20 protein-coding genes are annotated in these 25,169 nt (G+C 71.3%); 6 read left to right on the plus strand and 14 right to left on the minus strand.

The window, feature by feature from the left end; translation table 11 throughout:
• Positions 1-84: 84 nt before the first annotated feature.
• The 5 genes from trpD to ACIRRU_RS18170 form a co-directional block, all read right to left on the minus strand.
• The gene (trpD, locus tag ACIRRU_RS18150; protein ID WP_403681460.1) at positions 85-1,149 is read right to left on the minus strand and encodes an anthranilate phosphoribosyltransferase; all 1,065 of its coding nucleotides are present in this window, start codon (positions 1,147-1,149) and stop codon (positions 85-87) included.
• A gap of 121 nt (positions 1,150-1,270) precedes the next feature.
• Positions 1,271-2,917, minus strand: coding sequence for a cytochrome bc complex cytochrome b subunit (locus tag ACIRRU_RS18155; RefSeq protein WP_363204489.1), 1,647 nt, complete (start codon positions 2,915-2,917; stop codon positions 1,271-1,273).
• Positions 2,914-3,966, minus strand: coding sequence for a Rieske 2Fe-2S domain-containing protein (locus ACIRRU_RS18160; RefSeq protein ID WP_403681462.1), 1,053 nt, complete (start codon positions 3,964-3,966; stop codon positions 2,914-2,916). The genes ACIRRU_RS18155 and ACIRRU_RS18160 overlap by 4 nt, the downstream gene beginning before the upstream one ends.
• Complete coding sequence (locus tag ACIRRU_RS18165) at positions 3,963-4,772, minus strand: c-type cytochrome (protein WP_363204491.1); 810 nt, start codon at positions 4,770-4,772, stop codon at positions 3,963-3,965. The genes ACIRRU_RS18160 and ACIRRU_RS18165 overlap by 4 nt, the downstream gene beginning before the upstream one ends.
• Positions 4,773-4,827: 55 nt before the next feature.
• On the minus strand, positions 4,828-5,448 hold the full coding sequence (locus ACIRRU_RS18170) for a heme-copper oxidase subunit III (protein ID WP_363204492.1): 621 nt from the start codon (positions 5,446-5,448) through the stop codon (positions 4,828-4,830).
• A gap of 187 nt (positions 5,449-5,635) precedes the next feature.
• Here ACIRRU_RS18170 and ACIRRU_RS18175 point away from each other — a divergent pair, with 187 nt between their 5' ends.
• Positions 5,636-6,037: a hypothetical protein gene (locus ACIRRU_RS18175; RefSeq protein ID WP_363204493.1), complete on the plus strand. Its 402-nt coding sequence runs from the start codon at positions 5,636-5,638 to the stop codon at positions 6,035-6,037.
• A 59-nt stretch (positions 6,038-6,096) separates the two neighbouring features.
• Here ACIRRU_RS18175 and ACIRRU_RS18180 read toward each other — a convergent pair whose 3' ends face one another.
• From ACIRRU_RS18180 to coxB, 4 genes are all read right to left on the minus strand, one after another.
• Positions 6,097-7,350 carry an Ig-like domain-containing protein gene (locus ACIRRU_RS18180; protein ID WP_403681465.1) on the minus strand — a complete coding sequence of 418 codons (1,254 nt, stop codon included), beginning with the start codon at positions 7,348-7,350 and terminating at the stop codon, positions 6,097-6,099.
• Between the two features lie 125 nt (positions 7,351-7,475).
• Entirely contained in the window at positions 7,476-7,874 is a 399-nt protein-coding gene (locus tag ACIRRU_RS18185; protein ID WP_363204495.1) for a cytochrome c oxidase subunit 4, read from the minus strand.
• The gene (ctaD, locus tag ACIRRU_RS18190; protein ID WP_403681468.1) at positions 7,871-9,607 is read right to left on the minus strand and encodes a cytochrome c oxidase subunit I; all 1,737 of its coding nucleotides are present in this window, start codon (positions 9,605-9,607) and stop codon (positions 7,871-7,873) included. The genes ACIRRU_RS18185 and ctaD overlap by 4 nt, the downstream gene beginning before the upstream one ends.
• Entirely contained in the window at positions 9,604-10,572 is a 969-nt protein-coding gene (gene coxB, locus ACIRRU_RS18195) for a cytochrome c oxidase subunit II (RefSeq protein WP_403681470.1), read from the minus strand. The genes ctaD and coxB overlap by 4 nt, the downstream gene beginning before the upstream one ends.
• 271 nt (positions 10,573-10,843) lie before the next feature.
• Between coxB and ACIRRU_RS18200 the strand changes: the two genes are divergently transcribed.
• Positions 10,844-12,235 carry a cysteine desulfurase/sulfurtransferase TusA family protein gene (locus tag ACIRRU_RS18200; protein ID WP_403681472.1) on the plus strand — a complete coding sequence of 464 codons (1,392 nt, stop codon included), beginning with the start codon at positions 10,844-10,846 and terminating at the stop codon, positions 12,233-12,235.
• Here the strand turns inward: ACIRRU_RS18200 and ACIRRU_RS18205 are convergent, their stop codons facing one another.
• The gene (locus ACIRRU_RS18205) at positions 12,236-13,210 is read right to left on the minus strand and encodes a carbohydrate kinase family protein (protein ID WP_403681474.1); all 975 of its coding nucleotides are present in this window, start codon (positions 13,208-13,210) and stop codon (positions 12,236-12,238) included.
• Positions 13,211-13,367: 157 nt separating this feature from the next.
• Between ACIRRU_RS18205 and ACIRRU_RS18210 the strand changes: the two genes are divergently transcribed.
• Entirely contained in the window at positions 13,368-13,565 is a 198-nt protein-coding gene (locus ACIRRU_RS18210) for a hypothetical protein (RefSeq protein WP_403681476.1), read from the plus strand.
• A 174-nt stretch (positions 13,566-13,739) separates the two neighbouring features.
• Positions 13,740-15,161: a hypothetical protein gene (locus ACIRRU_RS18215; RefSeq protein ID WP_403681479.1), complete on the plus strand. Its 1,422-nt coding sequence runs from the start codon at positions 13,740-13,742 to the stop codon at positions 15,159-15,161.
• 81 nt (positions 15,162-15,242) lie between these two features.
• Here the strand turns inward: ACIRRU_RS18215 and ACIRRU_RS18220 are convergent, their stop codons facing one another.
• Complete coding sequence (locus ACIRRU_RS18220) at positions 15,243-15,599, minus strand: iron-sulfur cluster assembly accessory protein (protein WP_003969624.1); 357 nt, start codon at positions 15,597-15,599, stop codon at positions 15,243-15,245.
• Positions 15,600-15,856: 257 nt separating this feature from the next.
• Between ACIRRU_RS18220 and nadA the strand changes: the two genes are divergently transcribed.
• Together nadA and ACIRRU_RS18230 are read left to right on the plus strand one after the other, a co-directional pair.
• Entirely contained in the window at positions 15,857-17,035 is a 1,179-nt protein-coding gene (nadA, locus tag ACIRRU_RS18225) for a quinolinate synthase NadA (protein WP_363202560.1), read from the plus strand.
• Positions 17,036-17,242: 207 nt separating this feature from the next.
• A complete protein-coding gene (locus tag ACIRRU_RS18230; protein WP_403681482.1) occupies positions 17,243-19,630 on the plus strand; it encodes a tetratricopeptide repeat protein in 2,388 nt (795 codons plus the stop codon).
• 86 nt (positions 19,631-19,716) lie between these two features.
• Here the strand turns inward: ACIRRU_RS18230 and ACIRRU_RS18235 are convergent, their stop codons facing one another.
• The 3 genes from ACIRRU_RS18235 to ACIRRU_RS18245 form a co-directional block, all read right to left on the minus strand.
• The gene (locus ACIRRU_RS18235) at positions 19,717-22,863 is read right to left on the minus strand and encodes an efflux RND transporter permease subunit (protein WP_403681485.1); all 3,147 of its coding nucleotides are present in this window, start codon (positions 22,861-22,863) and stop codon (positions 19,717-19,719) included.
• Between the two features lie 180 nt (positions 22,864-23,043).
• Positions 23,044-23,754, minus strand: a complete 711-nt coding sequence (locus ACIRRU_RS18240; RefSeq protein WP_403681487.1) for a response regulator — start codon at positions 23,752-23,754, stop codon at positions 23,044-23,046.
• On the minus strand, positions 23,751-25,058 hold the full coding sequence (locus ACIRRU_RS18245; RefSeq protein WP_403681489.1) for a sensor histidine kinase: 1,308 nt from the start codon (positions 25,056-25,058) through the stop codon (positions 23,751-23,753). The genes ACIRRU_RS18240 and ACIRRU_RS18245 overlap by 4 nt, the downstream gene beginning before the upstream one ends.
• Positions 25,059-25,169: the final 111 nt, after the last annotated feature.

Raw genomic sequence — 25,169 nt, forward strand, 5'->3', positions numbered from 1 at the left:
CTTGCCATACGTGTGCGCACACGCAAGGCGCGGTCCGGCATCCGGACCGCGCCCCGCGTCGCACCGCGCCCGCGGCGGCCTCCCTCAGGCGTTGCTGGCGGCCACCCACCGCTCCAGCGCCCGCTTGGCCGCCCCGGAGTCGATGGACGCGGCCGCCACCGTGATCTTCGCGGCGAGCTGTTCGCTCAGCGTCCCGGGGCCCGGGTCCAGCGCCACCAGCGCCGCCGCCGCGTTGAGCAGCACCGCCTCCCGCACCGCGCCGCTCTCGCCGTCCAGCAGGCGGCGGGCCACATCCGCGTTGTACGAGGCGTCGGCGCCTCGGAGCGCCTCGACCGGGACGATCGGCAGCCCGACGTCGCGCGGGTCGAACGGCTCCTCGCGGACCGCGCCGTCCCGGACCACCCAGACCCGGGAGGTGGCGGTGGTGGTCAGCTCGTCGAGTCCGTCGTCGCCGCGGAAGACCAGGGCGGAGTTGCCCCGGTCCGACAGCACGCCCGCCACGATGGGCGCCATCCGGGCGTCGGCCACCCCGACGGCCTGGGCGCGCACCTGGGCCGGGTTGGTGAGGGGGCCCAGGATGTTGAACGTGGTCTGCGCGCCGAGTTCCCTGCGGGCCTTGGCGGCGTGGCGCAGGGCCGGGTGGAACTTCACCGCGAAGCAGAAGGTGATGCCCGCCTGTTCGGCGACCTCGACGACCCGCCGCGGCGTCAGCTCCAGGTTGACGCCGAGCTTCTCCAGCACGTCGGAGGAGCCGCTGGCGGAGGAGGCGGCCCGGTTGCCGTGCTTGACGACCTTGGCGCCGGTGCCCGCGATGACGATCGCGGACATGGTGGAGATGTTGACCGTCTTGGCGAGGTCGCCGCCGGTACCGACGATGTCGACGGTGCGGCCGGGCACCTCGATGGTGTTGGCGTGCGCGTACATGGCGCGCACCAGGCCGGTGACCTCCTCCACGGTCTCGCCCTTGGCCCGCAGGGCCACGGCGAACCCGGCGATCTGCGCGTCGGTCGCCTCCCCGCTCATGATGCGGTCCATGGCCCAGGCGGTCTCCTCGGAGCTGAGGTCCTCGCCGCGCAGCAGGGGGTTCAGCAGGCCGGGCCAGGAGCGGTCCGCCACGCTGTCGCCGCCGCTCGGGGTCACAACGTTCATGGTCCGCTCCAGGGTCCACAGCCGGTCAGAAGGATGGCTCCACCCTATCCAGCACCCGGACCGCGAAGAGCCCCGTCCATCGAATGGACGGGGCTCTCGCGGTGGCGGTCAGCTCAGGTGATCAGTGGTGGCCGTGGCCCTCCGTGATCTCCTTGTACTCCTGAGCGGTGGGCTTGGCGATCTGGCTGCTCTCGCCGTAGTAGCCCTTGCTGAGCCTGGCGCGCACCCGCTGGACCGGGGAGATCTTGCGCTTGACACCGTTCTCGTCGACCTCGGGGCCCAGTTCGACCGGCTGGTACTGCTCGTGGGCGGTGAGCGTGTGCAGCTTCCCGGGGGCGAGCGGCTCGTGCACCTCCACGAACTCACCGTGCGGCAGGCGCTTGATGATGCCGGTCTCGCGCCCGTGCAGCACCTTGTCCCGGTCGCGGCGCTGGAGGCCGAGGCAGATCCGCCGGGTGACGATGAACGCGATGACCGGTCCGACGAAGAAGAAGATCCGGACGAACCAGGAGATGGCGTTGATCGACAGGTGGAAGTGCGTGGCCCACAGGTCGTTGCCACCGCCGATGAGGCCGATGAAGTACGCCGTGATCCAGGCGACGCCCAGAGCCGTACGGGTCGGGGCGTTGCGCGGGCGGTCCAGGATGTGGTGCTCGCGCTTGTCCCCGGTGATCCAGGACTCCAGGAACGGGTACACCGCGGGGAGCGAGAGCACCAGCCCGAACAGGACCAGCGGGATGAACACGCCCAGGTTGAGCGTGTGGCCCCAGTAGCTGATCTCCCAGCCCGGCATCACACGGACCAGACCCTCGGCGAAGCCCATGTACCAGTCGGGCTGGGCGCCGGTGGACACCTGGTCCGGGCGGTAGGGGCCGAGCGCCCAGATCGGGTTGATCGTGGCGATGGCGGAGATGATCGCGATGATGCCGAAGACCAGGAAGAAGAAGCCCCCGGCCTTAGCCATGTACACCGGCAGCAGCGGCATGCCGACGACGTTCTTGTTGGTCTTGCCGGGACCCGCGAACTGCGTGTGCTTGTGGTAGAAGACCAGGATCAGGTGGGCCACCAGCAGGCCGAGCATGATGCCCGGCAGCAGCAGGATGTGGATCGAGTAGAACCGGGCCACGAAGTCGTGGCCGGGGAACTCGCCGCCGAACAGGAACATCGAGATGTACGTACCGACGATCGGCACGGACAGGATCGCGCCCTGGGTGAAGCGGACACCCGTACCGGAGAGCAGGTCGTCCGGGAGGGAGTAGCCGGTGAAGCCGGTGAACATGCCGAGGACGAACAGCAGGAAGCCGAACACCCAGTTGATCTCGCGCGGCTTGCGGAAGGCGCCCGTGAAGAAGACGCGCATCATGTGCACGAACATGCCGGCCAGGAAGATCAGCGCGGCCCAGTGGTGGATCTGCCGCACGAGCAGACCGCCGCGGACCTCGAAGCTGATCTTCAGCGTGGAGGCGTAGGCCTCCGACATCCGGATGCCCTGCATGGGCTCGTACGGGCCGTGGTAGACGACCTCGTTCATGCTCGGCTGGAAGAACAGCGTCAGGTACACACCCGTGAGGATGATGATGATGAAGCTGTAGAGCGCGACCTCGCCCAGCATGAAGGACCAGTGGTCCGGGAAGATCTTGCGCATGTTGGCCTTGGCCAGGCCGTAGATGCCCAGCCGGCCGTCGGCCCAGTCGGCGACCCGCTCACCGGCCGGTGCCTTGCGCTGCCCCGCCTGACCGGCGGGCGGGTTCGTTGTCGCAGTACTCATCCGCGCTCCCAGAAGGACGGGCCGACGGGCTCGTCGAAGTCGCCGAGCGCCTCAAGGTTGCCGTCGCTGTTCACGCCGATCCGCAGCTGCGGAAGGGGGTGACCGGCCGGACCGAAGATGACACGGGCGCCGTCGGAGAGGTCGAAGGTGGACTGGTGGCACGGGCAGAGCACGTGGTGTGTCTGCTGCTCGTACAGGCTGATCGGGCAGCCGACGTGGGTGCAGATCTTGGAGAACGCCACGATGCCCTCGTGGGCCCACTCGCGCTGGCGCTTGTCCTTGATGTCGTCCGGCTCGATGCGGACGATCATCAGGGCGGCCTTGGCGATCTGCGTCAGGAAGTCGTGCGCGTCCTCCTCCAGCCCTTCGGGCTTGGCGAAGGTCAGCGACCCCACGGGGACGTGCTCGGGACGGAGCGGCTCGCCGGTGTTGACGTTGACGAGCAGCTTGCCCTTGGCCCACATCGTGGTGCGGAGCTTCTTCTCCGGCAGCGGACCGAGGTCGCGCAGCAGCACCACACCGGAGAGCGGCACCAGGGCCAGCGCGCCGAACATGGTGTTGCGGATCAGCTTGCGCCGGCCGAACCCGGACTCCTCGGCGCCGGCCTTGAAGTCGGCCAGCACCTGGGCCTTGACCTCGGGCGTCGCCTCGATGGGGTGGCGCTCGGCGGGCATCTCCACGTCGGACATCAGGGTGCGCGCCCAGTGGACGGCGCCCGCGCCGATGAAGAAGAGCGCGAAGCCCAGGGTGAGGCCCAGGGAGAAGTTGAGCGAGCTCACGTGACCGAAGGGCCAGATGTAGACGATCTGGTCCACCGGGAAGATGACGTAGGAGGCGATGAAGCCCACCGTCGCCAGCATCGAGAGGACGAACATGAACGCGACGGCCCGCTCGGAGCGGCGAGCGGCGCCTTCGTCGAGGTCCTGGACGCGCGGCTGGTGAGCCGGGAGCCCCGGGTCGGCGAACGGGTCGGCCGTACCCTCCACCGCGCCGTGCGCGGTCTCCTGCGCTGCGGGCAGGTTGGCTTCTGGAATCTGTTGGCTACTCATGACTTCTTGGCCTTAGCGGTGTGGGCCGCGACCCAGATGGCAACTGCGATGAGCGCACCGAGTCCGAAGATCCAGGCGAACAGGCCTTCGCTGACCGGACCCAGGCCGCCGAGGGCGAGGCCGCCGGGGCTCTCCGACTCCGAACCGTTCACGGTCTGGATGTAGGCGATGATGTCCTTCTTCTCCTGCTCCGGCAGCGTGGTGTCCGGGAAGGAGGGCATGGACTGCGGGCCGGTCTGCATGGCCTCGTAGATGTGCTTCGGGCTCACGCCTTCGAGGTCCGGGGCGTACTTGCCGTGTGTCAGCGCGCCGCCCTTGCCCGTGAAGTTGTGGCACTGGGCGCAGTTGTTGCGGAACAGCTCGCCGCCCTTGGCGACGTCCGCTCCGGCCGGGTCGACCTGCTTGTCGGTCGGCGTGATCGGACCGGCGCCGAGCGAAGCGACGTACGCCGCGAGCTGGTCGATCTCCGCCTGGGTGTAGATGACCTTCTTCTTCGGTACCTGGGCGCCCGGCTGCTGCGCGGGCATGCGTCCCGTACCGACCTGGAAGTCCACGGCGGCGGAGCCGACGCCCACGAGGGACGGTCCGTCGGTGGTGCCCTGACCGCCGGTTCCGTGGCAGCTGGCGCAGCCTACGGCGTAGAGCTTCTTGCCCTCTTCGATGGCGAGGGACTGGGCGGTTTCATCGGCCTGCGCCTTGCCCGCAGGCGCAAACGCGGCGTACAGCCCCCCGGTGGCCGCCAGCGCGAGGAGTAGTACGACGACCGCCGCCAGCGGATGGCGTCGTCGTGCGGAGAGCTTTTTCACGGATTACCCCGGTGTCAGGATCTTCTGCGTCGATGGTGGGCGGGTGCGAACCCGGTTACTTGATCATGTAGATCGTGGCGAACAGGCCGATCCACACAACATCGACGAAGTGCCAGTAATAGGACACGACGATGGCTGAGGTGGCCTGTTCGTGGGTGAACCTCTTGGCCGCGTACGTCCTGCCGAGGACGAGCAGGAAGGCGATGAGCCCGCCTGCCACGTGCAGTCCGTGGAAGCCGGTGGTCAGGTAGAACACCGACCCGTACGGGCCCGAGGAGAGGGAGAGCCCCGCGTGCTTGACCAGCTCCACGTACTCCAGGACCTGACCGCCGACGAAGATCGAACCCATCACGAAGGTGATGATGAACCAGGTGCGGAGCTTCTTCACATCGCCCCGCTCGGCGGCGAAGACGCCGAGCTGGCAGGTGAGGGAGGAGAGCACCAGGATCGTGGTGTTCGTCGCCGAGAACGGGAAGTTCAGATGGCCGGCCATCTCCTTCCAGTACTCGGGTCCCGTCACCGATCGCAGGGTGAAGTACATCGCGAAGAGGGCCGCGAAGAACATCAGCTCGGAACTCAACCAGATGATGGTTCCGACGCTGGTGAGGTTCGGCCGATTGACCGACGGGTGCGCGTGCCCGGTTTCTACTGTCGTTGCTGTCGCCACGACCGACATTATGTCGGTCGCTTATCCCGCCCTCACTCCGGGGGGTGCCGTTCGGTGTGTCAGCCCCGTGTGTCCTGCCCGAACGGCCCATCGAATCGTCGCCATTACCGGTGCTGACGAGGGCTCCGGCGGAGTACGATCCGCGCATCGGTTCATGCCCCGAGAGCCCCGACGACGCCGATGTCACGGAGGAACAATGCAGGCGACCGCCACGGTCCTGGTGTACAGCGACGACGCCAACATCCGCGAGCAGGTGAGGCTGGCCGCCGGTCGCAGGCCTGCCGCGGACGTGCCACCGGTGGAGTTCCTGGAGTGCGCGACCCTTCCGGCCGTCCTGGCGGCCCTGGACGGGGGCGGCGTCGACGTCTGCGTGCTGGACGGCGAGACGGCTCCCGTCGGCGGCATGGGCGTCTGCCGGCAGATCAAGGACGAGATCTACGACTGCCCCCCGGTGCTGCTGCTGATGGGCCGCCCGCAGGACGCCTGGCTGGCCACCTGGAGCCGCGCGGAGTCCGCGGTGACGCTGCCGGTGGACCCGGTGGAGTTCACCGACGCGCTGGCGGCGCTGCTGCGCCGCCGGCTCGCCGTGGAGGCCTGAGCGGCCTCTGGGGCCCTGAGGGCCCTCCGCTTCGCCGGGGGCGTCCCCGGGGGCCCGGCTCAGACGTGGGGACGCAGCCGGGCGGTCTGGAGCGTCTGCGGGCTGTCCGGCACTCCCTCGTGGAGGGCGCTGCCCTTCTGCCACTTCTCCCAGGAGAGGTTCCAGTCGCCGAACCCGTTGCCGAACGGGTCCATGTCCTCGCCCGCGCTGCCGACGACCTTGACGATGTCGCCCTCGCGGACGGTGTCGAAGAACCACTGGGCGTTGCCGGTGCTCATGCCCGTGCAGCCGTGGCTGACGTTGGCGCTGCCCTGCGAGCCGACGGACCAGGGGGCGGCGTGCACGTACTCCCCGCTCCAGGTCACCCGGGTGGCCCAGTAGACGGGCAGGTCGTAGGACTCCGACGAGCCCGCGGCGATGCCGATGCTCTCCCCGCGCATCCGTACGAACTGCTCCTTGCCCAGCACCACCTTGACGCCGTTGCGGGTGGAGAAGCCGGGCTTGCCGGTGGTGACCGGAATGGTGTTGATCACCTCTCCGTTGCGGAGCACCGTCATGGAGTGGTCCGAGGCGTCCGTGACGGCCTCGATCCGGTCGCCGGTGGTGAGCTTGAGGGGCTTGGCCTCGGCTCCGTACAGGGCGTTGGTGACCTTGATGCCCGTGAGGTTGGAGCGCACCTCGATGGTGGCGTTGGCGGGCCAGTAGTCCTTCGGGCGGTAGTGCAGCTTCTTGTCGTCGACCCAGTACCAGGCGCCGGTGGCCGCCGGGGTGGAGCGCACCTTGAGGGCCCGCTCGACCGTGGCGCGGGCGGCCTTGTCGGTGATGGGGGCGCTGAGTTCGGCGGTGATGGGCTGCCCGACGCCGTAGGTGCCCGCCTCCGGGCCGAAGGCGACCTTCAGCAGCTTCTTGGGCGCGGAGGTGTCGAAGGAGAGCGTACGCACGCCGGGATCGCCGTCGCCGTTCTCCGTGGAGACCCTGACGGTGTATCCGGTCCCGGCCGCGAGCGGGGCGGTGGAGCGCCACCGCCGCCCGTCCGCCGAGAGCTCGCCCGCCAGGTGGCGGCCCCCGGTGTCGACGGCGCTCACGTCGGTGATGCGGCCCTCGTCGCCCTTGACGGTGACTTCCAGCGGCTTGTCGGGGTCGGCCTTCCGGTTCTTGGCCGGTCCGTTGAAGGAGACCTGGTCGCTCGCGTCGTACGGCTTCGTCGAGAGCGGGTGCCCGTCGGGCGAGCCACAGGCGGTCGCACCCGCGGCGAGGGTCACGACCAGGAGGGTGCAGCTCACTACGGTGCGGATGCGCGGCGTGTGGTTCATGAAGCCACGCTATGAAGGTTCATCCGATCCAGCGCGTTCAGTGACTGCAAACGAGCGAAAGGCCCGCGTCGCCTTCGGCGGAGCGGGCCTTTCGTGGTGTACCGGGTGTCACCCCTGGCGGGGTGTCACTGGGTCTGGTTCTCACCCCGGTAGTACTCGTAGACCCAGCCGAACAGGCCGACCAGGAGCAGCGGGGCGGAGAAGTACATCAGCCACCATCCGACGGCGACGCCGAGGAAGGCGAAGGCGCCGCCGACCGCCAGGGCGAGCGGCTGCCAGCTGTGCGGGGAGAAGAACCCGAGCTCGCCCGCCTCGTCGGCGACATCCGCCTCCTTGTCGTCCTGCGCCATCGCGTCGACCCGCTTGGCCGTGAAGGCCAGGTAGAAGCCGATCATGACGGACAGGCCGAAGGCCAGGAAGAGGGCGGTGGTGCCGACCGGCTCCTTCGACCACACGCCGTAGACCACGGCCATGGCGAGGATGAAGACGCTCAGCCAGATGAACATCTGTCCCTGGATCTTCACTTGCCTGCCTCCTTGCCGCCGGCGAGGGCCTTGTCCGACGCGGAGTGGTGATCGAGCTGTTCCAGCGCCGCGATCTCCGGGTGGTGCAGGTCGAACGCCGGGGATTCGGAGCGGATCCGCGGCAGCGTGAGGAAGTTGTGCCGCGGCGGCGGGCAGGAAGTCGCCCACTCCAGCGAGCGGCCGTAGCCCCACGGGTCGTCGACCTCGACCTTCTTGCCGTACTTGGCGGTCTTCCAGACGTTGTAGAAGAACGGCAGCATCGACAGGCCGAGCACGAAGGAGGAGATCGTGGAGATCGTGTTCAGGGCGGTGAAGCCGTCGGCGGCGAGGTAGTCCGCGTAACGACGGGGCATGCCCTCGGCGCCGAGCCAGTGCTGCACCAGGAACGTGCCGTGGAAGCCCACGAACAGGGTCCAGAACGTGATCTTCCCGAGTCGCTCGTCCAGCATCTTGCCGGTGAACTTCGGCCACCAGAAGTGGAAGCCGGAGAACATCGCGAAGACCACGGTGCCGAAGATGACGTAGTGGAAGTGCGCGACGACGAAGTACGAGTCGGAGACGTGGAAGTCCATCGGGGGCGAGGCCAGGATGACGCCGGTCAGACCACCGAAGGTGAAGGTGATCAGGAAGCCGACGGCCCAGAGCATCGGTGTCTCGAAGGACAACGACCCCTTCCACATCGTGCCGATCCAGTTGAAGAACTTCACCCCGGTCGGTACGGCGATGAGGAAGGTCATGAAGGAGAAGAACGGCAGCAGCACGCCGCCCGTCACATACATGTGGTGCGCCCACACCGTCACCGAGAGACCGGCGATGGCGATCGTCGCGGCGATCAGACCGATGTAGCCGAACATCGGCTTGCGGCTGAATACCGGAATGACCTCGGAAATGATGCCGAAGAACGGCAACGCGATGATGTACACCTCTGGATGTCCGAAGAACCAGAAGAGATGTTGCCAGAGCAACGCGCCGCCGTTGGAGGCGTCGAAGACGTGGGCGCCGAATTTACGGTCCGCCTCCAAGGCGAACAGCGCGGCGGCCAGCACCGGGAAGGCCAGCAGGACCAGGACACCGGTCAGCAGGACGTTCCAGGTGAAGATCGGCATGCGGAACATCGTCATGCCGGGGGCGCGCATGCAGATGATCGTGGTGATGAAGTTGACCGAGCCGAGGATGGTGCCGAAGCCGGAGAAGGCCAGACCCATGATCCACATGTCGGCGCCGATCCCCGGGGAGCGGACCGCGTCGTTCAGCGGCGCGTAGGCGAACCAGCCGAAGTCGGCCGCGCCCTGCGGGGTCAGGAAGCCCGCCACCGCGATGAGCGAGCCGAAGAGGTACAGCCAGTACGCGAACATGTTCAGCCGCGGGAACGCCACGTCGGGCGCGCCGATCTGGAGCGGCATGATCCAGTTCGCGAATCCGGCGAACAGCGGCGTCGCGAACATCAGCAGCATGATCGTGCCGTGCATCGTGAACGCCTGGTTGAACTGCTCGTTCGACATGATCTGCGTGCCGGGGCGAGCGAGCTCGGCGCGCATGAAGAGCGCCATGAGTCCGCCGATGATGAAGAAGGCGAACGACGTGACCAGGTAGAGCGTGCCGATCGTCTTGTGGTCAGTGGTGGTCATCCACTTGATCACGACGTTTCCCGGCTGCTTGCGCCGTACGGGCAGCTCGTCCTCGTACGAGTCGTCTGCCGGTGCGGCACCCTGAGGTTCGTTGAGGATGCTCACAGTTGCTTCTTCTCCGAGTTCCTGGCTGGGTCCGTCTGCTCGATGCCCGCCGGGACGTAACCCGTCTGGCCCTTCTCAGCCAGCTCCTTGAGGTGCTGCTGGTACCGCTCCGGGGAGACGACCTTGACGTTGAAGAGCATCCGGGAGTGGTCGACGCCACACAGCTCGGCGCACTTGCCCATGAAGGTGCCCTCGCGGTTGGGGGTCACCTCGAACACGTTGGTGTGCCCCGGGATGACGTCCTGCTTCATCAGGAACGGCACCACCCAGAAGGAGTGGATGACGTCACGCGAGGTGAGGACGAAGCGGACCTTCTCCCCCTTCGGCAGCCACAGGGTCGGACCCGGGTTGCCGTTCTGCGGGTTGCGGGTTCCGGGGATGCCCACGTCGTAGACGCCGCCCGCGCCCTCGGGGAAGTCCTTCTGGAACTTGTCGGGAATGGCGTCGAGTTCCTTGGGGATCTCGGGGCCCGCCGCGGGCTGGCCCTCCACCTTCTCGATGTAGTTGAAGCCCCAGCTCCACTGGTAGCCGACCACGTTGACGGTGTGGGCGGGCTTGTCGGAGAGTTCGAGGAGCTTCGACTCATCCCGCGCGGTGAAGTAGAACAGCACCGAGACGATGATGAGCGGAACCACTGTGTACAACGCCTCGATGGGCATGTTGTACCTGGTCTGCGGAGGTACCTCCACCTTGGTCCGGCTGCGCCGGTGGAAGAAGACGCTCCAGAGGATCAGCCCCCAGACAAGGACACCCGTGACGAGCGCTGCCGCCCACGAGCCTTGCCAGAGGGAGAGGATCCGAGGGGCCTCTTCCGTTACCGGGGTGGGCATACCGAGGCGGGGAAAATCCTCCCAGTTGTATGAACAACCGGAGGCCGTCGCCAGGACCAGGCCCGCAGTCAGCACCTGCGGCAGCTTCCGCCGCATCGGGCGCCGCGACGAGCGGTCGGAGCCGTTGGGACTCACGTAGCGCCTTCCCGAGAGTCTCGCCCGCACGGCCGGCGCGCCCGTATGTCTCTGGTCGGTCGCCGCCCTGACGCGGGCAGGGGTTTGGATGTTTATGCGGACCAAACCCTACTGGACGCTATTTGGGGTCGCGCGGGGAGGGTGCCCAACGCGCCGCCCGACTCCCCGAAGGGGTGGAATCGGGTCCTCCGGCCCCCGTCTGACGGCCACTCGCCCGGCCCGGACGGGCGGCGCCGCCGAGGTCGGGGCGGGTGCGGGCTAGCGTGGTGGCGTGCCCTACTTCGACGCCGCATCGGCCGTTCCCCTGCATCCCGTCGCACGCCAGGCGCTGCTTGCCGCGCTGGACGAGGGGTGGGCCGACCCCGCCCGCCTGTACCGGGAGGGGCGGCGGGCCCGGCTGCTGCTGGACGCGGCGCGGGAGGCGGCGGCGGAGGCGGTCGGCTGCCGTCCGGACGAGCTGGTGTTCACCCCTTCGGGGACGTCCTCGGTGCACGCGGGAATGGCCGGGGCGCTTTCGGGGCGTCGGCGTGTCGGCCGTCATCTGGTGGTCTCGGCGGTGGAGCACTCCTCGGTGCTCCACTCGGCGGCGGCCCACGAGGCCGGGGGCGGCTCGTTCACCGAGGTGCCCGTGGACCGTACAGGGGCGGTGGACCCGGCGGCGTACGCCGGGGCGCTGCGGGCGGACACCGCGCTGGCCTGCCTCCAGTCGGCCAATCACGAGGTGGGCACCGAACAGCCGGTGGCCGAGGTCGCCGCGGGCTGCGCGGAGGCGGGGGTGCCGCTGCTGGTGGACGCGGCCCAGTCGCTCGGCTGGGGGCCGGTGGCGAGCGGCTGGTCGCTGCTGACGGCGAGCGCGCACAAGTGGGGCGGTCCGGCCGGGGTCGGGCTGCTCGCCGTCCGCAAGGGGACCCGCTTCGCGCTCCCGGGTCCGGCCGGGGAGCGGGAGTCGGGCCGGTCGCCCGGCTTCGAGAACCTGCCCGCGATCGTGGCGGCGGCGGCCTCGCTGCGCGCGGTCAGGGCCGAGGCGGCGGCGGAGGCGGAGCGGCTGCGGGCCCTGGTGGACCGGATCAGGTCCGAGGTGGCGCGGCGGGTGCCCGATGTGGAGGTGGTGGGCGATCCGGAGCGGCGGCTGCCGCATCTGGTCACCTTCTCCTGTCTCTATGTCGACGGGGAGACCCTGCTGCACGAGCTGGACCGGAGGGAGTTCTCCGTGTCGTCCGGTTCGTCCTGCACCAGCAGCACGCTGACGCCCAGCCATGTGCTGAAGGCGATGGGCGTGCTCTCGGAGGGCAATGTGCGGGTGTCGCTGCCGCCGGGCACGGCCGGGGCGGACGTGGACCGCTTCCTGGAGGTGCTTCCCGGGGTGGTCGCGGACGTACGGACCCGGCTCGGCGCCCCCGTCTCCGCTCCCCCGCCGCCCGCGGCTCCCGCTCCCGGCGCCTCCCTGGTGGTCGACGCGCTGGGCCGCCGCTGCCCCGTCCCGGTGATCGAACTCGCAAAGGTGATCGGAGAGGTGGCGGTGGGCGCCACGGTGACGGTGCTCGCCGACGACGAGGCGGCGCGGCTGGACATCCCGGCCTGGTGCGAGATGCGGGGCCAGGAGTACGTGGGCGAGGAGCCGGCGGACCGGGGCTCGGCCTATGTGGTCCGCCGGCTCGGCTGATCAGGCCAGGTGCTGCCGGACCTCCGCCGCGGCCTCGTGGCCGTACGCCTTGGTGAAGCGGTCCATGAAGGTGGAGCGGCGCAGGGTGTACTCCTGGGTGCCGACCGTCTCGATGACCAGGGTGGCGAGCATGCAGCCGACCTGGGCGGCGCGCTCCAGGCCGACGCCCCAGGCGAGGCCGGAGAGGAAGCCCGCGCGGAAGGCGTCGCCGACGCCGGTGGGGTCGGCCTTGGTCTCCTCCTCGGGGCAGCCGACCTCGATGACCGGCTCGCCGGCCCGCTCGATCCGGACGCCGCGCGGGCCGAGGGTGGTGACGCGGTGGCCGACCTTGCCGAGGATCTCCTCGTCGCTCCAGCCGGTCTTGGACTCGATGAGCCCCTTCTCGTACTCGTTGGAGAAGAGGTACGTGGCGCCGTCCAGCAGGATGCGGATCTCGTCGCCGTCCATCCGCGCGATCTGCTGCGAGAAGTCCGCGGCGAAGGGGATGTTCCGGGAGCGGCACTCCTCGGTGTGGCGGAGCATCGCCTCGGGGTCGTCGGCGCCGATGGAGACGAGGTCGAGGCCGCCCACCCGGTCGGCCACGCTCTTCAGCTCGATGAGGCGGGCCTCGCTCATCGCCCCCGTGTAGAAGGAGCCGATCTGGTTGTGGTCGGCGTCGGTGGTGCAGACGAAGCGCGCGGTGTGCAGCACCTCGGAGATCCGGACCGAGCCGGTCTCGACGCCGTGCCGGTCGAGCCAGGCGCGGTAGTCGTCGAAGTCGGCCCCGGCGGCGCCGACCAGGATCGGCCGGGTGCCGAGCAGGCCCATGCCGAAGCAGATGTTGGCGGCGACACCGCCCCGGCGCAAGTCGAGGTTGTCGACCAGGAAGGAGAGGGAGACCGTGTGCAGCTGATCGGCGACCAGTTGGTCGGCGAATCGGCCGGGGAACGTCATCAGGTGGTCGGTGGCGATGGAGCCGGTGACTGCGATACGCACGGGGTGGCTGCTCCTGCGGGAGGCGGAGGGCCGTGACTGCGCCCTCCGGGACGGCGTGACAGTTCACGCTACCGGGTGAGCCGTCCGGCCGGGAGCGGGGAAAACTACCCGATAGTAGGGCTTTCTGCCTGAGCGTGACGGTGGTTACGGTGCGGGCATGTACCAGCACATCGCATCGCGAGAGTCCGAAGTGAGCCTGGCCGAGCTGCGCGGGGACTGCGCGCGCATGGCTCCGCACTGGTCCGCGTCCCAGAGGACCGCCGTCCCGCCGGTGGAGCCGGCCCTGATCCACGGGGTCACGGTGCCGCCCGCCTCCGCGCGGCTCGTCGACGCGATGTCCGAGTACGGCGACTGAGGGCGCGCGCTCCCCCGGCGCGTTCCGGCCCGCTTGCCGACGTGAACGCCGCGTTTCCCACGCCAGGTCCGCCGGGCGCGGGAACCGCTCGTCCCCCGGCCCCGTCCCACCGGTGTCCCCGTCCGGGGGCACGCGGCTGGCCCGCGACGGCAGCGCAGGCGAAGGAGCGATCCGGTGAGCACCGAGCGACCCGACAACGACGTGACCGGCCCCCGTCGGCGGCGTACGCCGCTCGTGGTGGCCTCGGCGGCCGCGGCCGTGCTGCTGGCCGGGGGCGGGATGTACTGGGCGGCGGGCCCGGCCGGCGACGGGGCCCCGGATTCCGGCCAGGCTTCCCCGCTGGCCCTGGACACCGCGGCCGTCGGGGCGGACCCGGCCGCGCCCGGCGGTCCGAGCACCCCTCCCGCGGGCATCGCCCCCGGCGAGCCGGACCCGGGCGGCCCCCCGGTCGTCTACCGGGCCCCGGGTGCGCTGCCGGAGGGCCCCGGGGAGGCGGCCGTGTACCGGGCGGCGGGCACGGTGGCCCCGGCCGATGTCACCCGGCTGGCGAAGGCGCTGGGCATCCCGGGCACCCCGCGCACCGAGGGGGCGTCCTGGGTCGTCGGTGACGACGACGGACCCGGCGCCCTGCTGAAGGTGGGCAAGGAGGCCCCGGGCACCTGGACGTTCTCCCGCACCACCCCCGTCGAGCCGTGCGAGCCGGGGAAGATGTGTGCCAACGGATCCGGGGAGCCGGGCGGCGGCACCCCGGTCGGCGAGAGCGCGGCGAAGGCGGCCGCCGCCCCGGTCCTCAAGGCGGCCGGGCAGGACGACGCGGCGCTGGACGCGGGCCAGCTGATGGGCGAGGTCCGTGTGGTCAACGCCGACCCGAAGATCGACGGGCTCCCCACATACGGCTGGTCGACCGGTGTCCAGGTGGGCCCGGACGGCGAGGTGACCGGGGGCAGCGGTCACCTCAAGGCGCTGGAGAAGGGGGACACCTATCCGGCCGTCGGCGCGGACGACGCGCTGAAGCAGCTGAACGCGGAGAGCCGGGGCCGGGGCGACGGCGGCCGGGACATCGGCGGCTGCGCCACCCCCGTCCCGCTGGAGGGTGAGCCGAAGAGCTCGGCGCCCGACTGTGTGCCGTCGAACGGCAAGCGGGCGCCGGTGGAGCGGACGGTGGAGGACGCGGTGTTCGGTCTCGCCCTGCACCACGTGGACGGCCGGCCGGCGCTGGTGCCGTCCTGGCTCTTCACCGTGCGCCAGGCGCCGGGCGGCCCGGAGTCCACGGTCACGCAGGTGGCCGTGGACCCGGAGTTCGTCGAGCAGCCGGAGAGCCCGGCGCCCTCCGGGGACCGGAAGGTGACCTCGTACGGCGCGGACGGCCGGACCCTGGAGGTGACCTTCTGGGGCGGGGTGTGCAGTACGTACACGGCGAGCGCCAAGGAGAGCGCGGGCCAGGTGCGGATCTCGGTCGCGGAGAAGCCGCAGGAGGACAAGAAGCCCTGCATCATGATCGCCAAGGAGCTGACCCGCACGGTGACGCTGGAGCGGCCGCTGGGTGAGCGCACGGTGGTCGACGCGGCGTCCGGCGGCACGGTGCCGCGCGGCTGAGCCGCGCCCGGACGGCGTACACGAGGGCGGCCCCGGGATGATCTCCCGGGGCCGCCCTCGTGTACGCCGTGCTCGCGGCGTCTAGCTGAACGAGTCGCCGCAGGCGCAGGAACCGGTGGCGTTCGGGTTGTCGATCGTGAAGCCCTGCTTCTCGATGGTGTCGACGAAGTCGATGGAGGCGCCGCCCAGGTACGGGGCGCTCATCCGGTCGGTGACGACCTTGACGCCGTCGAAGTCCTTCACGACGTCGCCGTCGAGCGAGCGCTCGTCGAAGAAGAGCTGGTAGCGCAGGCCGGAGCAGCCGCCGGGCTGGACGGCGACGCGCAGCGCCAGGTCCTCACGGCCCTCCTGCTCCAGCAGGCCCTTGACCTTGGCCGCGGCGGCGTCGGACAGGAGGATGCCGTCGCTCACGGTGGTGGTCTCGTCCGATACGGACATCTGCTTCTCTCCCGGGTTGTACGGACTGCTTGCCGACGGTTCAACCGCCTGCGCCGCGGATTCATTCCGGGCCAAGCGCTTGTCTGTTCCTTTTCATGCTCGCACACCCGGTCGCCCGGGGGATGCGTCACATCGACGCTATCGGCATCGTCAACGTGACACGAAGCGGCTATCATAGATAGCGTCAAATAGACGAAAAGGGCGAGTTCGCAGAAGCAGAAGTCGCTGAGGTTCGCAGACTAGAAAGGGTGCGTGACGTGACCACGGCCCAGCCCCTGGACGTAACTCCGACGCCGCTCGCGCTGCTGCTGCTCGGCCGTGAGGCCGACCCGCGCAGCGAGCGCGGCGTCGAATGCCCCGGCGACCTCCCCTCGCCGTCCGACCCGGACCTGGTGGAGCGCGCCCGCGCGGCGAAGGAGAGGCTCGGGGACAAGGTGTTCGTCCTCGGCCACCACTACCAGCGCGACGAGGTCATCCAGTTCGCGGACGTCACCGGCGACTCGTTCAAGCTCGCCCGCGACGCGGCTGCCCGCCCGGAGGCGGAGTACATCGTCTTCTGCGGCGTGCACTTCATGGCCGAGTCCGCGGACATCCTGACCACCGACGCCCAGGCGGTCGTGCTGCCGGACCTGGCGGCGGGCTGCTCGATGGCCGACATGGCCACCGCCGAGCAGGTCGCCGAGTGCTGGGACGTGCTGACCGAGGCCGGGGTCGCCGACCAGGTGGTGCCCGTCTCGTACATGAACTCCTCCGCCGACATCAAGGCCTTCACCGGCCGGCACGGCGGCACGATCTGCACCTCCTCGAACGCGAAACGGGCCCTGGAGTGGGCCTTCGAGCAGGGCGAGAAGATCCTCTTCCTCCCGGACCAGCACCTGGGCCGCAACACGGCCGTGCGGGACATGGGCATGAGCCTGGACGACTGCGTCCTCTACAACCCGCACAAGCCGAACGGCGGCCTCACCGCCGAGCAGCTGCGGAACGCGAAGATGATCCTGTGGCGCGGGCACTGCTCGGTCCACGGCCGCTTCTCCGTCGAGTCGGTCGAGGACGTCCGGGCCCGGATGCCCGGGGTCAACGTGCTGGTCCACCCCGAGTGCAAGCACGAGGTCGTCGCCGCCGCGGACCAGGTCGGCTCGACGGAGTACATCATCAAGGCCTTGGAGGCGGCCCCGCGCGGCTCGAAGTGGGCGATCGGCACCGAGCTGAACCTGGTCCGCCGCCTGGCCAACCGCTTCGCCGCCGAGGACAAGGAGATCGTGTTCCTCGACAAGACGGTCTGCTTCTGCTCCACGATGAACCGCATCGACCTGCCGCACCTGGTCTGGACCCTGGAGTCGCTGGCCGACGGCAAGCTGGTCAACCGGATCGAGGTCGACCCCGAGACGGAGAAGTACGCCAAGCTCGCCCTGGAGCGGATGCTGGCGCTGCCGTAGCGGACACCCGCGCGGACTCCGGGGCCCGGCGCGCCGTCAGGGCCAGGCCCCGGAGTCCGCGCCCACCCACCGGATCGGGCCGACTTTCACCGTCCGGCACCCGGCCCACCCTTGCGTAACTACGCTGCTACTCACCGCAGTCGCCGCCGCCCGGCGCGACCGCGGGACGACGGGGACGACGGACGAGCAGCGAGACGGTGGGCGGGCATGGGCGACGAGGGCAGCACGGGCATCGCGGGGTCGGCGGACACCGGCGCCGCGCGGCGGCACGCGGGCGGGGACCGGGAGGCGGCGGGACGGGTCCCGGCCGCGCGGACCGGCCCGGAGGCGAGCGGAACCGACGCACTGCCACGGGCGGAGCAGGCCGTACGCGACGGCCGGAGCGCCGCCGGGGGCGATCCCGCGGCCCGGCCCGCATTCGCCGCGGCGCTGGACGGCCTCTCCGCGCTGCGGGCCGTCAGCGGGGACCGCGCGGGGGCCGTGGCCCCGGCCCGGGAGGCGGCCGAGGTCTACCAGGCGCTCGACGCGGAGCGGCCCGGCGCGTTCCTGCCGGCCGTGGCCGGGGCCCTGCACCGGCTGTCCGACCGGCTCTCCGGTACCGGGGACAGCACCGGCGCCCTGCCTCCGGCGAAGGAGGCGGCCCGGATCTACGCCGAGCTGGGCATGGAGCACCCGGGAGAGTTCCAGGCGGAACTGGCCCTGACCATGGGCGCCCTGGGCGACCGGATCGCCGACACCGGCGACCCGGCGACCGCCCTGCCGTTCGCGAAGCAGTCCGTACGGCTCCAGCGCGAACTGGTCGAGGAGGGCCTGCCGGGCGCGTCGGTCCCGGCGCTCGCGGAGTACCTGCTGCGGTACGCCGGGCAGCTGGCCGCCTCCGGGGAGCCGGTGGAGGCCGTGCCCGCGGCGGAGGAGGCGGTCGGTCTCCTCCGGGACCTGGCCGAGGACGACCCGGAGGCCTTCCTCCCCCGGCTCGCCGGGGCCCTGCACGCGCTCGGCGGCCACCGGGCGGCGGTGAGCGACGGCTCCGGGGCGGCCGAGGCGGCCCGGGAGGCCGTCGGCCACCTCCGGAACCTCACCGCACGACGGCCGGACGACTTCCGTGCGGAGCTGGCCACCGCCCTCGACGGCCTGGCCGCCCACCTCGTCAGGGCCGGGGATCCGGCGGCCGGTCACAGGACGGCGGAGGAAGCCGTCGGACTCCTCCGCGAGGAGGCCGGGCAGCGCCACGAGGACCTCCGCCCGGCCCTCGCCGCCGCCCTGACCACCCTCACCCGGAGCCTGGCCGGCACCGGCAGCCCCCAGGAGGCGCTGACCCCGGCGCGGGAGGCCGTCGAGCTGCTGCGGGACCTGGGCGACGTCGCGCTGCCGGACCTGGCCGACGCCCTCCAGGGGCTCGGCACCTACCTGGAGCTGAACGGGGACGCCGAGGGGGCGGCGGAGGCGCTCCGGGAGTCGGTGGCCCTGCGCGTGTCACTGGCCCTGGAGCACCCCGGGGCGTCCGAACCCGCCGTCGCCGCCCTCGTCTCCGCGCTCAGCGAGCTGACCCGGGCCCTCGCCCGGAGGGGCGAACACGCGGTGGCCGTCGAGGAGTTCGACGAGACCGCCGGGGAGTTCACCGACGCCGACCCGGCCGCCGCCCGCCGCCTGCGCGTCGAGCGGAACGCCTTCCTGCTGCGCTGCCCCGAGCCCTGGCCCGCGACCGGACTGACCGAGCTGGTGCGGTGGCTCGACGCGGACGGGGAGGCGGCCGGTGGCCCGGACGCCGTGACCGTACGGGCCCGGCAGGCGCTGCGGTCGTACGGCGACGCCGAAACGGTGCGCACGGTCTGGGAGGAGGAGACCTTCCTGCCCGCGCCGGACTGGCTCGCCCTGGCGCCGACGACCCTGGAGGTCGTCAGCGCCTGGATGTTCGCGCCGGACGGGCCCCGCTCCCGCGACTTCTGGTCCCGCAACGCCGGGGTCCTCAGCAGCGCGGAGGCGGCCACCGCCCTCGAAGAGCTGGCGGTGCTTGACCCGCGGGGAGCCCAGCGGCACGCCGAGCTCCGCGAGGCCGCCCTCGCCCACGGGGTGACCGCCGCCTACGACTCGCTGATCCTCTCCGAGCAGCTCGCGGAGTGGCTGGGGTGCGCGGACTGGGACCAGTCGCGGGCCCATCTGGAGGAGCACCCGCGCCTGCTGGACGTGCGGCCGCCCCCGGACACCCCGCTGGCCCACGTCGCGATGCTCGACATCGGCCGCACCCAGGGGCTGGACGCCGCGTACCGGCTGGTGGCGGACCGGGACGCCCTCCAGGAGTTCGTGGACCGGGCGTTGGAGCAGGGGGACGGCACGGCGCTGATGCACGCGGGAGGCATCGAGGGGCAGGTCTTCCGCGACCGGCTCTCCTCGCTCACCCATGCCCAGCTGGCCCTGGTGCTGTCCGGGGAGACCCGTGGCTTCGACCCGGGCGACCTGACCGCGCTGCTCCACAAGGCCCCGGAGGAGACCCGGCTGCGGCTGCTGCGCGAGACCGCCGCGCTCCGCGTGAGCCACCCCGGGCCGCACGGGGAGATGTGGGTCCGGATCGGCCGGGCGCTCGGCGGTACCGGCTGAGGGGCCGCCCGCCCGCCGGTGCGGTGACCGAAGGGGCCTGCCCCACGCGGCGCGTGGGGCAGGCCCCGGGACGTCGGCGGTGCGGGTCAGACGCCCGAGGGCTGCGTCTCCCGGGCCGTCTCCGGCCCGGACCGCTCCGGAGTCCCGTCCTTCCGGGCGCGCTTGGCGGCCTTCTTCGCAACGCGGCGCTCCTTGCGCAGCTCGACCATCGCGTACAGCGTCGGTACGAGCAGCAGGGTCAGGACCGTGGAGCTGACCAGACCGCCGATCACCACGACGCCCAGCGGCTGCGAGATGAACCCGCCGTCGCCGGTGACGCCGAGCGCCATCGGCAGCAGCGCGAAGATCGTCGCCAGGGCCGTCATGAGGATCGGACGGAAACGGTGGCGGCCGCCCTCGATGACGGCTTCCACGATGCCCAGTCCCTGGGCCCGGTACTGGTTGATCAGGTCGATCAGCACGATGGCGTTGGTGACCACGATGCCGATGAGCATCAGCAGGCCGATCATCGCGGGGACCCCCAGCGGGGTGCCCGTGACGAGCAGCAGGCCGATGGCTCCGGTCGCCGCGAACGGGACCGAGACCAGCAGGATCAGCGGCTGGATCAGCGACCGGAAGGTGGCGACCAGCAGCATGAAGACGATGGCGATGGCCGCCAGCATGGCGAGGCCGAGCTGGAGGAAGGCCTCGTTCTGGTCCTCGGTGACGCCGCCGATGGTGGCGGTGGCGCCGTCCGGGAGGTCCAGGGCGTCGATCTTCTGGGCGAGCGTGGTGCCGACCGCGCCGGTGTTGTCGCCGACCGGCTTGGCGGTGATCGTCGCCGCCCTCCGGCCGTCGATCCGGGTGGTCGAGACCGGGCCCGGGACCAGCTTCACCTCGGCGATGTCGCCGAGCTTCACCGGCCCGAGCGGCAGTGCCTTCAGCTCCGCCATGGTGGTGGCCGGGCGGGCGGACCTGACGACGATGTCGCGCTCGGTGTCGTCCAGCATCGCGGTGCCCGCCGGGGCGCCGCGTACGGCTCCGGCGACGACCCCGCCGAGCGCGGTGGCGTCGAATCCGGCGGCGGCCGCCCGGTCGCCCGCGGTCACGGAGACCCGCGGGACGCTCTGCGAGAGGTCGCTCTGGACGTCGGTGACGTCCTTGAGGGTGGCGACCTCGTCGCGGACGGCGTCGGCGGCCTTTTTGAGGACGTCCGCGTCGGAGGCCTTGACCACGACGCTCAGGTCCTGGGAGCCGAAGCCGTCGCCCGCGGCGATGGAGGTGTCGCCGATGCCGTCGAGCCTGCCGAGGGCCCGGTCGATGCGGTCCTGGGCCCTCTCGTAGTCCGCGGCGTCCTTCAGGGTGACCTGGTAGGACGCCTGGTTGGAGCCCGTACCGCCGCCGAAGGCCGCCATGAAGCCGGAGGAGCCGACGGTGACCTGGTAGTCCTTGACGCCCCGGTCGTCGGCCAGGACCTTCTCGACCTTGCGGGCGGCCTCGTCGGCGGCCTCCAGGCTGGTGCCCGGGGCCAGTTCCTGCTTGACGGTGAGGACTTCCTGCTCGCCCGCGTCGAAGAAGTTCGTCTTCAGCAGCGGCAGCATGCCCAGGGTGGCGACGAGGACCGCGACGGCGATGACCACACTGGTGATCCGGCGGCGGGTCGCGAAGCGCAGGATCGGGACGTACAGCCGCTGGAGCCTGCTGCGGGCCTCCTTCTCCTCCGCGATCCGGCGGGCCTCGGCCGCGTCCTCGGGGGTGCCCTTGGGCGGGCGCAGGAACCAGTACGACAGCACCGGCACCACGGTGAGCGAGACCACCAGCGAGGCCAGCAGGGCCGCGGTGACGGTCAGCGAGAACGAGCCGAAGAGCTGGCCGACCATGCCGCCGACCAGGCCGATGGGCAGGAACACCGCGACGGTGGTGAGCGTGGCGGAGGTGACCGCTCCGGCCACCTCCCTGACCGCGGTGATGATCGCGGACCGGCGCTCCTCGCCGTAGCCGAGGTGGCGCTTGATGTTCTCCAGCACCACGATCGAGTCGTCGACGACCCGGCCGATGGCGATGGTCAGCGCGCCGAGCGTGAGCATGTTCAGCGACAGGTCGCGGGTCCACAGCACGATCAGCGCGAGGACCACGGAGAGCGGGATGGAGACCGCGGTGACCAGCGTCGAGCGGACCGAGGCGAGGAAGACCAGGATCACGACGACCGCGAAGACCAGACCGAGCGCGCCTTCGGTGGTCAGCCCGGAGATCGCCTTGGAGACGGCCGGGCCCTGGTCGGAGACGACGGTCAGCTCGGCGCCCGCCCCCAGGTCCTCACGGAGTCCGGGCAGCTTGTCCTTGACGGCGTCGGAGATGACGACGGCGCTGCCGTCCTTGTCCATCGTGGCCATCACGGCGAGGCTCGGCTTGCCGTTGGTGCGGGTGACGGAGACCGCGGCGGACGGCTCCTGCTTGACCTCGGCCACGTCGCCGAGGCGTACCGGCTTCCCGGGCTTCTCCCCCTCGCCCTTGCCGACGACCCGGAGGTCCTCGATCTGCTTCAGGGAGGTGTAGCCGCCGCCGACCTGGATGGTGCGGCTCTTGCCCTCCTCGGAGAAGGCTCCGGCCGGCAGGGTCGCGCCGCCCGTCTGGAGGGCCTGGGCCAGCGAGCCCGCGTCGAGACCGGCCGCCGCGAGCTTCGCGTCGTCGGGCACGACGGAGACCTGGAGGTCCCGGACCCCGTCCACGGTGACCTGGCCGACCCCCTCGATGTCCTGGAGCGCCGGGACGACGGTGCCGTCGAGCTGGTCGGCCAGCGCCTGCTGGTCCTTGTCCGAGGTGACGGCGAGGACCACGGCCGGGATGTCGTCGGTGGAACCGGCGACCACCTGGGGGTCGACGGTGTCGGGCAGCTCGGCGCGGGCCCGGTTGACCGCCTGCTGGATGTCGGCGACGAGCTGCTTGGTGCCGTCGTCGCCGAAGTCGAACGTCGCCATGATCAGGGCGTTGCCCTCGCTGGCGGTCGAGGTGATGCCCTCGACTCCGTCGACGGCCTTGATGGAGTTCTCCAGCGGCTCGACGACCTGCTTCTCCACCACGTCGGGGGACGCACCCTGGTAGGGCGCCAGCACCGACACCATCGGCAGTTCGATGGTGGGCAGCAGCTGCTGCTTGAGCTGCGGGATCGCTATCGCGCCGAAGACGAGCGCGACGACCGAGATCAGTCCGATCAGGGCCCGTTGCGCGAGGCTGAATCTGGACAGCCAGGACATGGGTGCATCTCTCTTCTGTGGCGGACGCGGAAGAGGGCGGGAGGGAACACGGGGACACCTCTCAGCCCACCCCTACGATCTCCGCCGCGCGCGGCCCGGACGTCGGTCCCCGGGGCTGCTTTCTTATGCCGCGCATACCGCAGGTGGAGTACGCCCCCGTACACCGCGCCGCTCCCCCGGTCAGTCGACCCGGGCGCGCACCAGCCCCGACTCGTAGGCGATGACGACCAGTTGGGCCCGGTCCCGGGCGCCGAGCTTCGCCATCGCCCGGTTCACGTGGGTCTTCACGGTGAGCGGGCTGACCGCAAGGCGTTCGGCGATCCGGTCGTTGGAGTGGCCGCCCGCGACCAGGACCAGCACCTCGCGCTCCCGGCCGGTCAGCGCGCCCAGCCGCTCCGCGTACTCCGCGCCGTCGGGCCCCTGCCCCGACGTGCCCCCCTGGGCGAGGAACGTGGCGATGAGCCCCTTGGTGGCCGCCGGGGAGAGCAGCGCCTCGCCCGCCGCGGCGATCCGGATGGCGTTCAGCAGCTCGTCCGGCTCCGCGCCCTTGCCGAGGAAGCCGGAGGCCCCGGCGCGCAGCGACTGGACCACGTACTCGTCGACCTCGAAGGTGGTGAGCATGACCACCCGCACGTCGGACAGCGCCGGGTCGGCGCTGATCATGCGGGTGGCGGCGAGCCCGTCGGTGCCCGGCATCCGGATGTCCATCAGCACCACGTGGGCGCCCGTCGCGCGGGCCAGCTCGACCGCCTGCGCCCCGTCCGCCGCCTCGCCGACGACCTGCATGTCCGGCTCGGAGTCGACCAGCACCCGGAACGCGCTGCGCAGCAGGGCCTGGTCGTCGGCGAGCAGCACCCTGATCGGCGTCCGCACCGGAGTCGGCTGCGTCATCGGCGTGCCCCCGTTCCGCCCGCCGCGCCCGGCAGCTCCGGTTCACCCGCGCGGGCCTCGACCGGAAGGATCGCATGGACCCGGAAGCCGCCGCCGTAGCGAGGTCCCGCGGTGAGGGTCCCGCCGAGGGCGGTGACGCGTTCGCGCATCCCGATCAGGCCGTGCCCGCCGCTGTCCGGTCCGACGTCGGCGGGGCCGTGGCGGCCGTCCTGACCGGTGGCGGTGGCACGGCTGCGGCGGCCGCGGCCGTTGTCGAGGACGGTGATCTCCGCGGTGGCCCCGACCCGCACGACGCTGACCTCGGCCCTGGCTCCGGCGCCCGCGTGCTTGTGGACGTTGGTCAGGGCCTCCTGGATGACCCGGTAGGCGGCCAGGTCGACGGCGGAGGGCAGCCGGGTCCCCTCGTCGGCGCAGGCCACCTCGACGGGCAGGCCGGCGTTGCGGAAGGTGTCCACCAGCTCGGCGAGGACGGCGAGGCCGGGGGCCGGTTCGGTGGGGGCTTCCGGGTCGCCCTGCTGGCGCAGCAGTCCCACGGTGACCCGCAGTTCGTTGAGCGCGGAGCGGCTGGCCTCGCGGACGTGGGCGAGGGCCTCCTTGGCCTGGTCGGGGCGCTTGTCCATGACGTGGGCGGCGACCCCGGCCTGCACGTTGACCAGGGCGATGTGGTGGGCGACGACGTCGTGGAGGTCCCGGGCGATGCGCAGCCGCTCCTCGGCGACCCGGCGGCGGGCCTCCTCCTCGCGGGTGCGCTCGGCCCGCTCGGCGCGCTCGCGGATGGCGTCCACGAACGCGCGCCTGCTGCGTACGGCGTCCCCGGCGGCGGAGGCCATCCCGGTCCAGGCGAAGACCCCGAAGTTCTCCTGGCTGTACCAGGGGGTCGAGCCGAAGAGCATCGCGGCCGCGGTGAGCCCGCCCATCGTCAGCAGCCCGACCCGCCAGGTGGTGGGGCGGTCGGTGCGCGAGGCGACGGTGTAGAGGGCGATGACGGTGCTCATGACCACCGGGGCGGGCGGGTCCACCAGGATGTACTCGACGGCCGCGAGCGCCGCCGTGAAGGCGAGGACCTGCATCGGGCGGCGGCGGCGCAGGATGAGGCCGGCGGCGGTGAGCGTCATCAGGAGCACGCTGAGCGGTTCGGGGGTACGGGCCCCGAAGACGGGCGGCCCGTGACCGTCTCCCGGGGCGGTGAACGCGCTGCAGATCATCGCGGCGAGCAGACAGAACGCCAGCGCCGCGTCGAAGGCGAGGGGGTGGCCCCGCAGCCAGCGGCGGGCCCGCGCGAAGCCGGACGAGAGGGTGGTCACGTCCAGCAACGGTACGCGGCCGGGCCGGGCGTCCGGGACCCGTCCGGCCGGGCGTCCCCTCACGCGGGCGGGCCGCACGCACGGCGCCCCGCGGCCGGCGGACCGGGCGCG

This window comes from Streptomyces sp. NPDC101181, from assembly GCF_044767975.1.
Classification (GTDB): domain Bacteria; phylum Actinomycetota; class Actinomycetes; order Streptomycetales; family Streptomycetaceae; genus Streptomyces.

Coding starts and splice junctions, on each gene's coding strand:
- ACIRRU_RS18240 (WP_403681487.1), bottom strand. CDS start 23,754: ATGACGCAGCCGACTCCGGTGCGGACGCCGATCAGGGTGCTGCTCGCC.
- ACIRRU_RS18155 (WP_363204489.1), bottom strand. CDS start 2,917: ATGAGTACTGCGACAACGAACCCGCCCGCCGGTCAGGCGGGGCAGCGC.
- ACIRRU_RS18235 (WP_403681485.1), bottom strand. CDS start 22,863: ATGTCCTGGCTGTCCAGATTCAGCCTCGCGCAACGGGCCCTGATCGGA.
- ACIRRU_RS18160 (WP_403681462.1), bottom strand. CDS start 3,966: ATGAGTAGCCAACAGATTCCAGAAGCCAACCTGCCCGCAGCGCAGGAG.
- ACIRRU_RS18210 (WP_403681476.1), top strand. CDS start 13,368: ATGTACCAGCACATCGCATCGCGAGAGTCCGAAGTGAGCCTGGCCGAG.
- ACIRRU_RS18175 (WP_363204493.1), top strand. CDS start 5,636: ATGCAGGCGACCGCCACGGTCCTGGTGTACAGCGACGACGCCAACATC.
- ACIRRU_RS18170 (WP_363204492.1), bottom strand. CDS start 5,448: ATGTCGGTCGTGGCGACAGCAACGACAGTAGAAACCGGGCACGCGCAC.
- trpD (WP_403681460.1), bottom strand. CDS start 1,149: ATGAACGTTGTGACCCCGAGCGGCGGCGACAGCGTGGCGGACCGCTCC.
- ACIRRU_RS18230 (WP_403681482.1), top strand. CDS start 17,243: ATGGGCGACGAGGGCAGCACGGGCATCGCGGGGTCGGCGGACACCGGC.
- ACIRRU_RS18180 (WP_403681465.1), bottom strand. CDS start 7,350: ATGAACCACACGCCGCGCATCCGCACCGTAGTGAGCTGCACCCTCCTG.
- ACIRRU_RS18220 (WP_003969624.1), bottom strand. CDS start 15,599: ATGTCCGTATCGGACGAGACCACCACCGTGAGCGACGGCATCCTCCTG.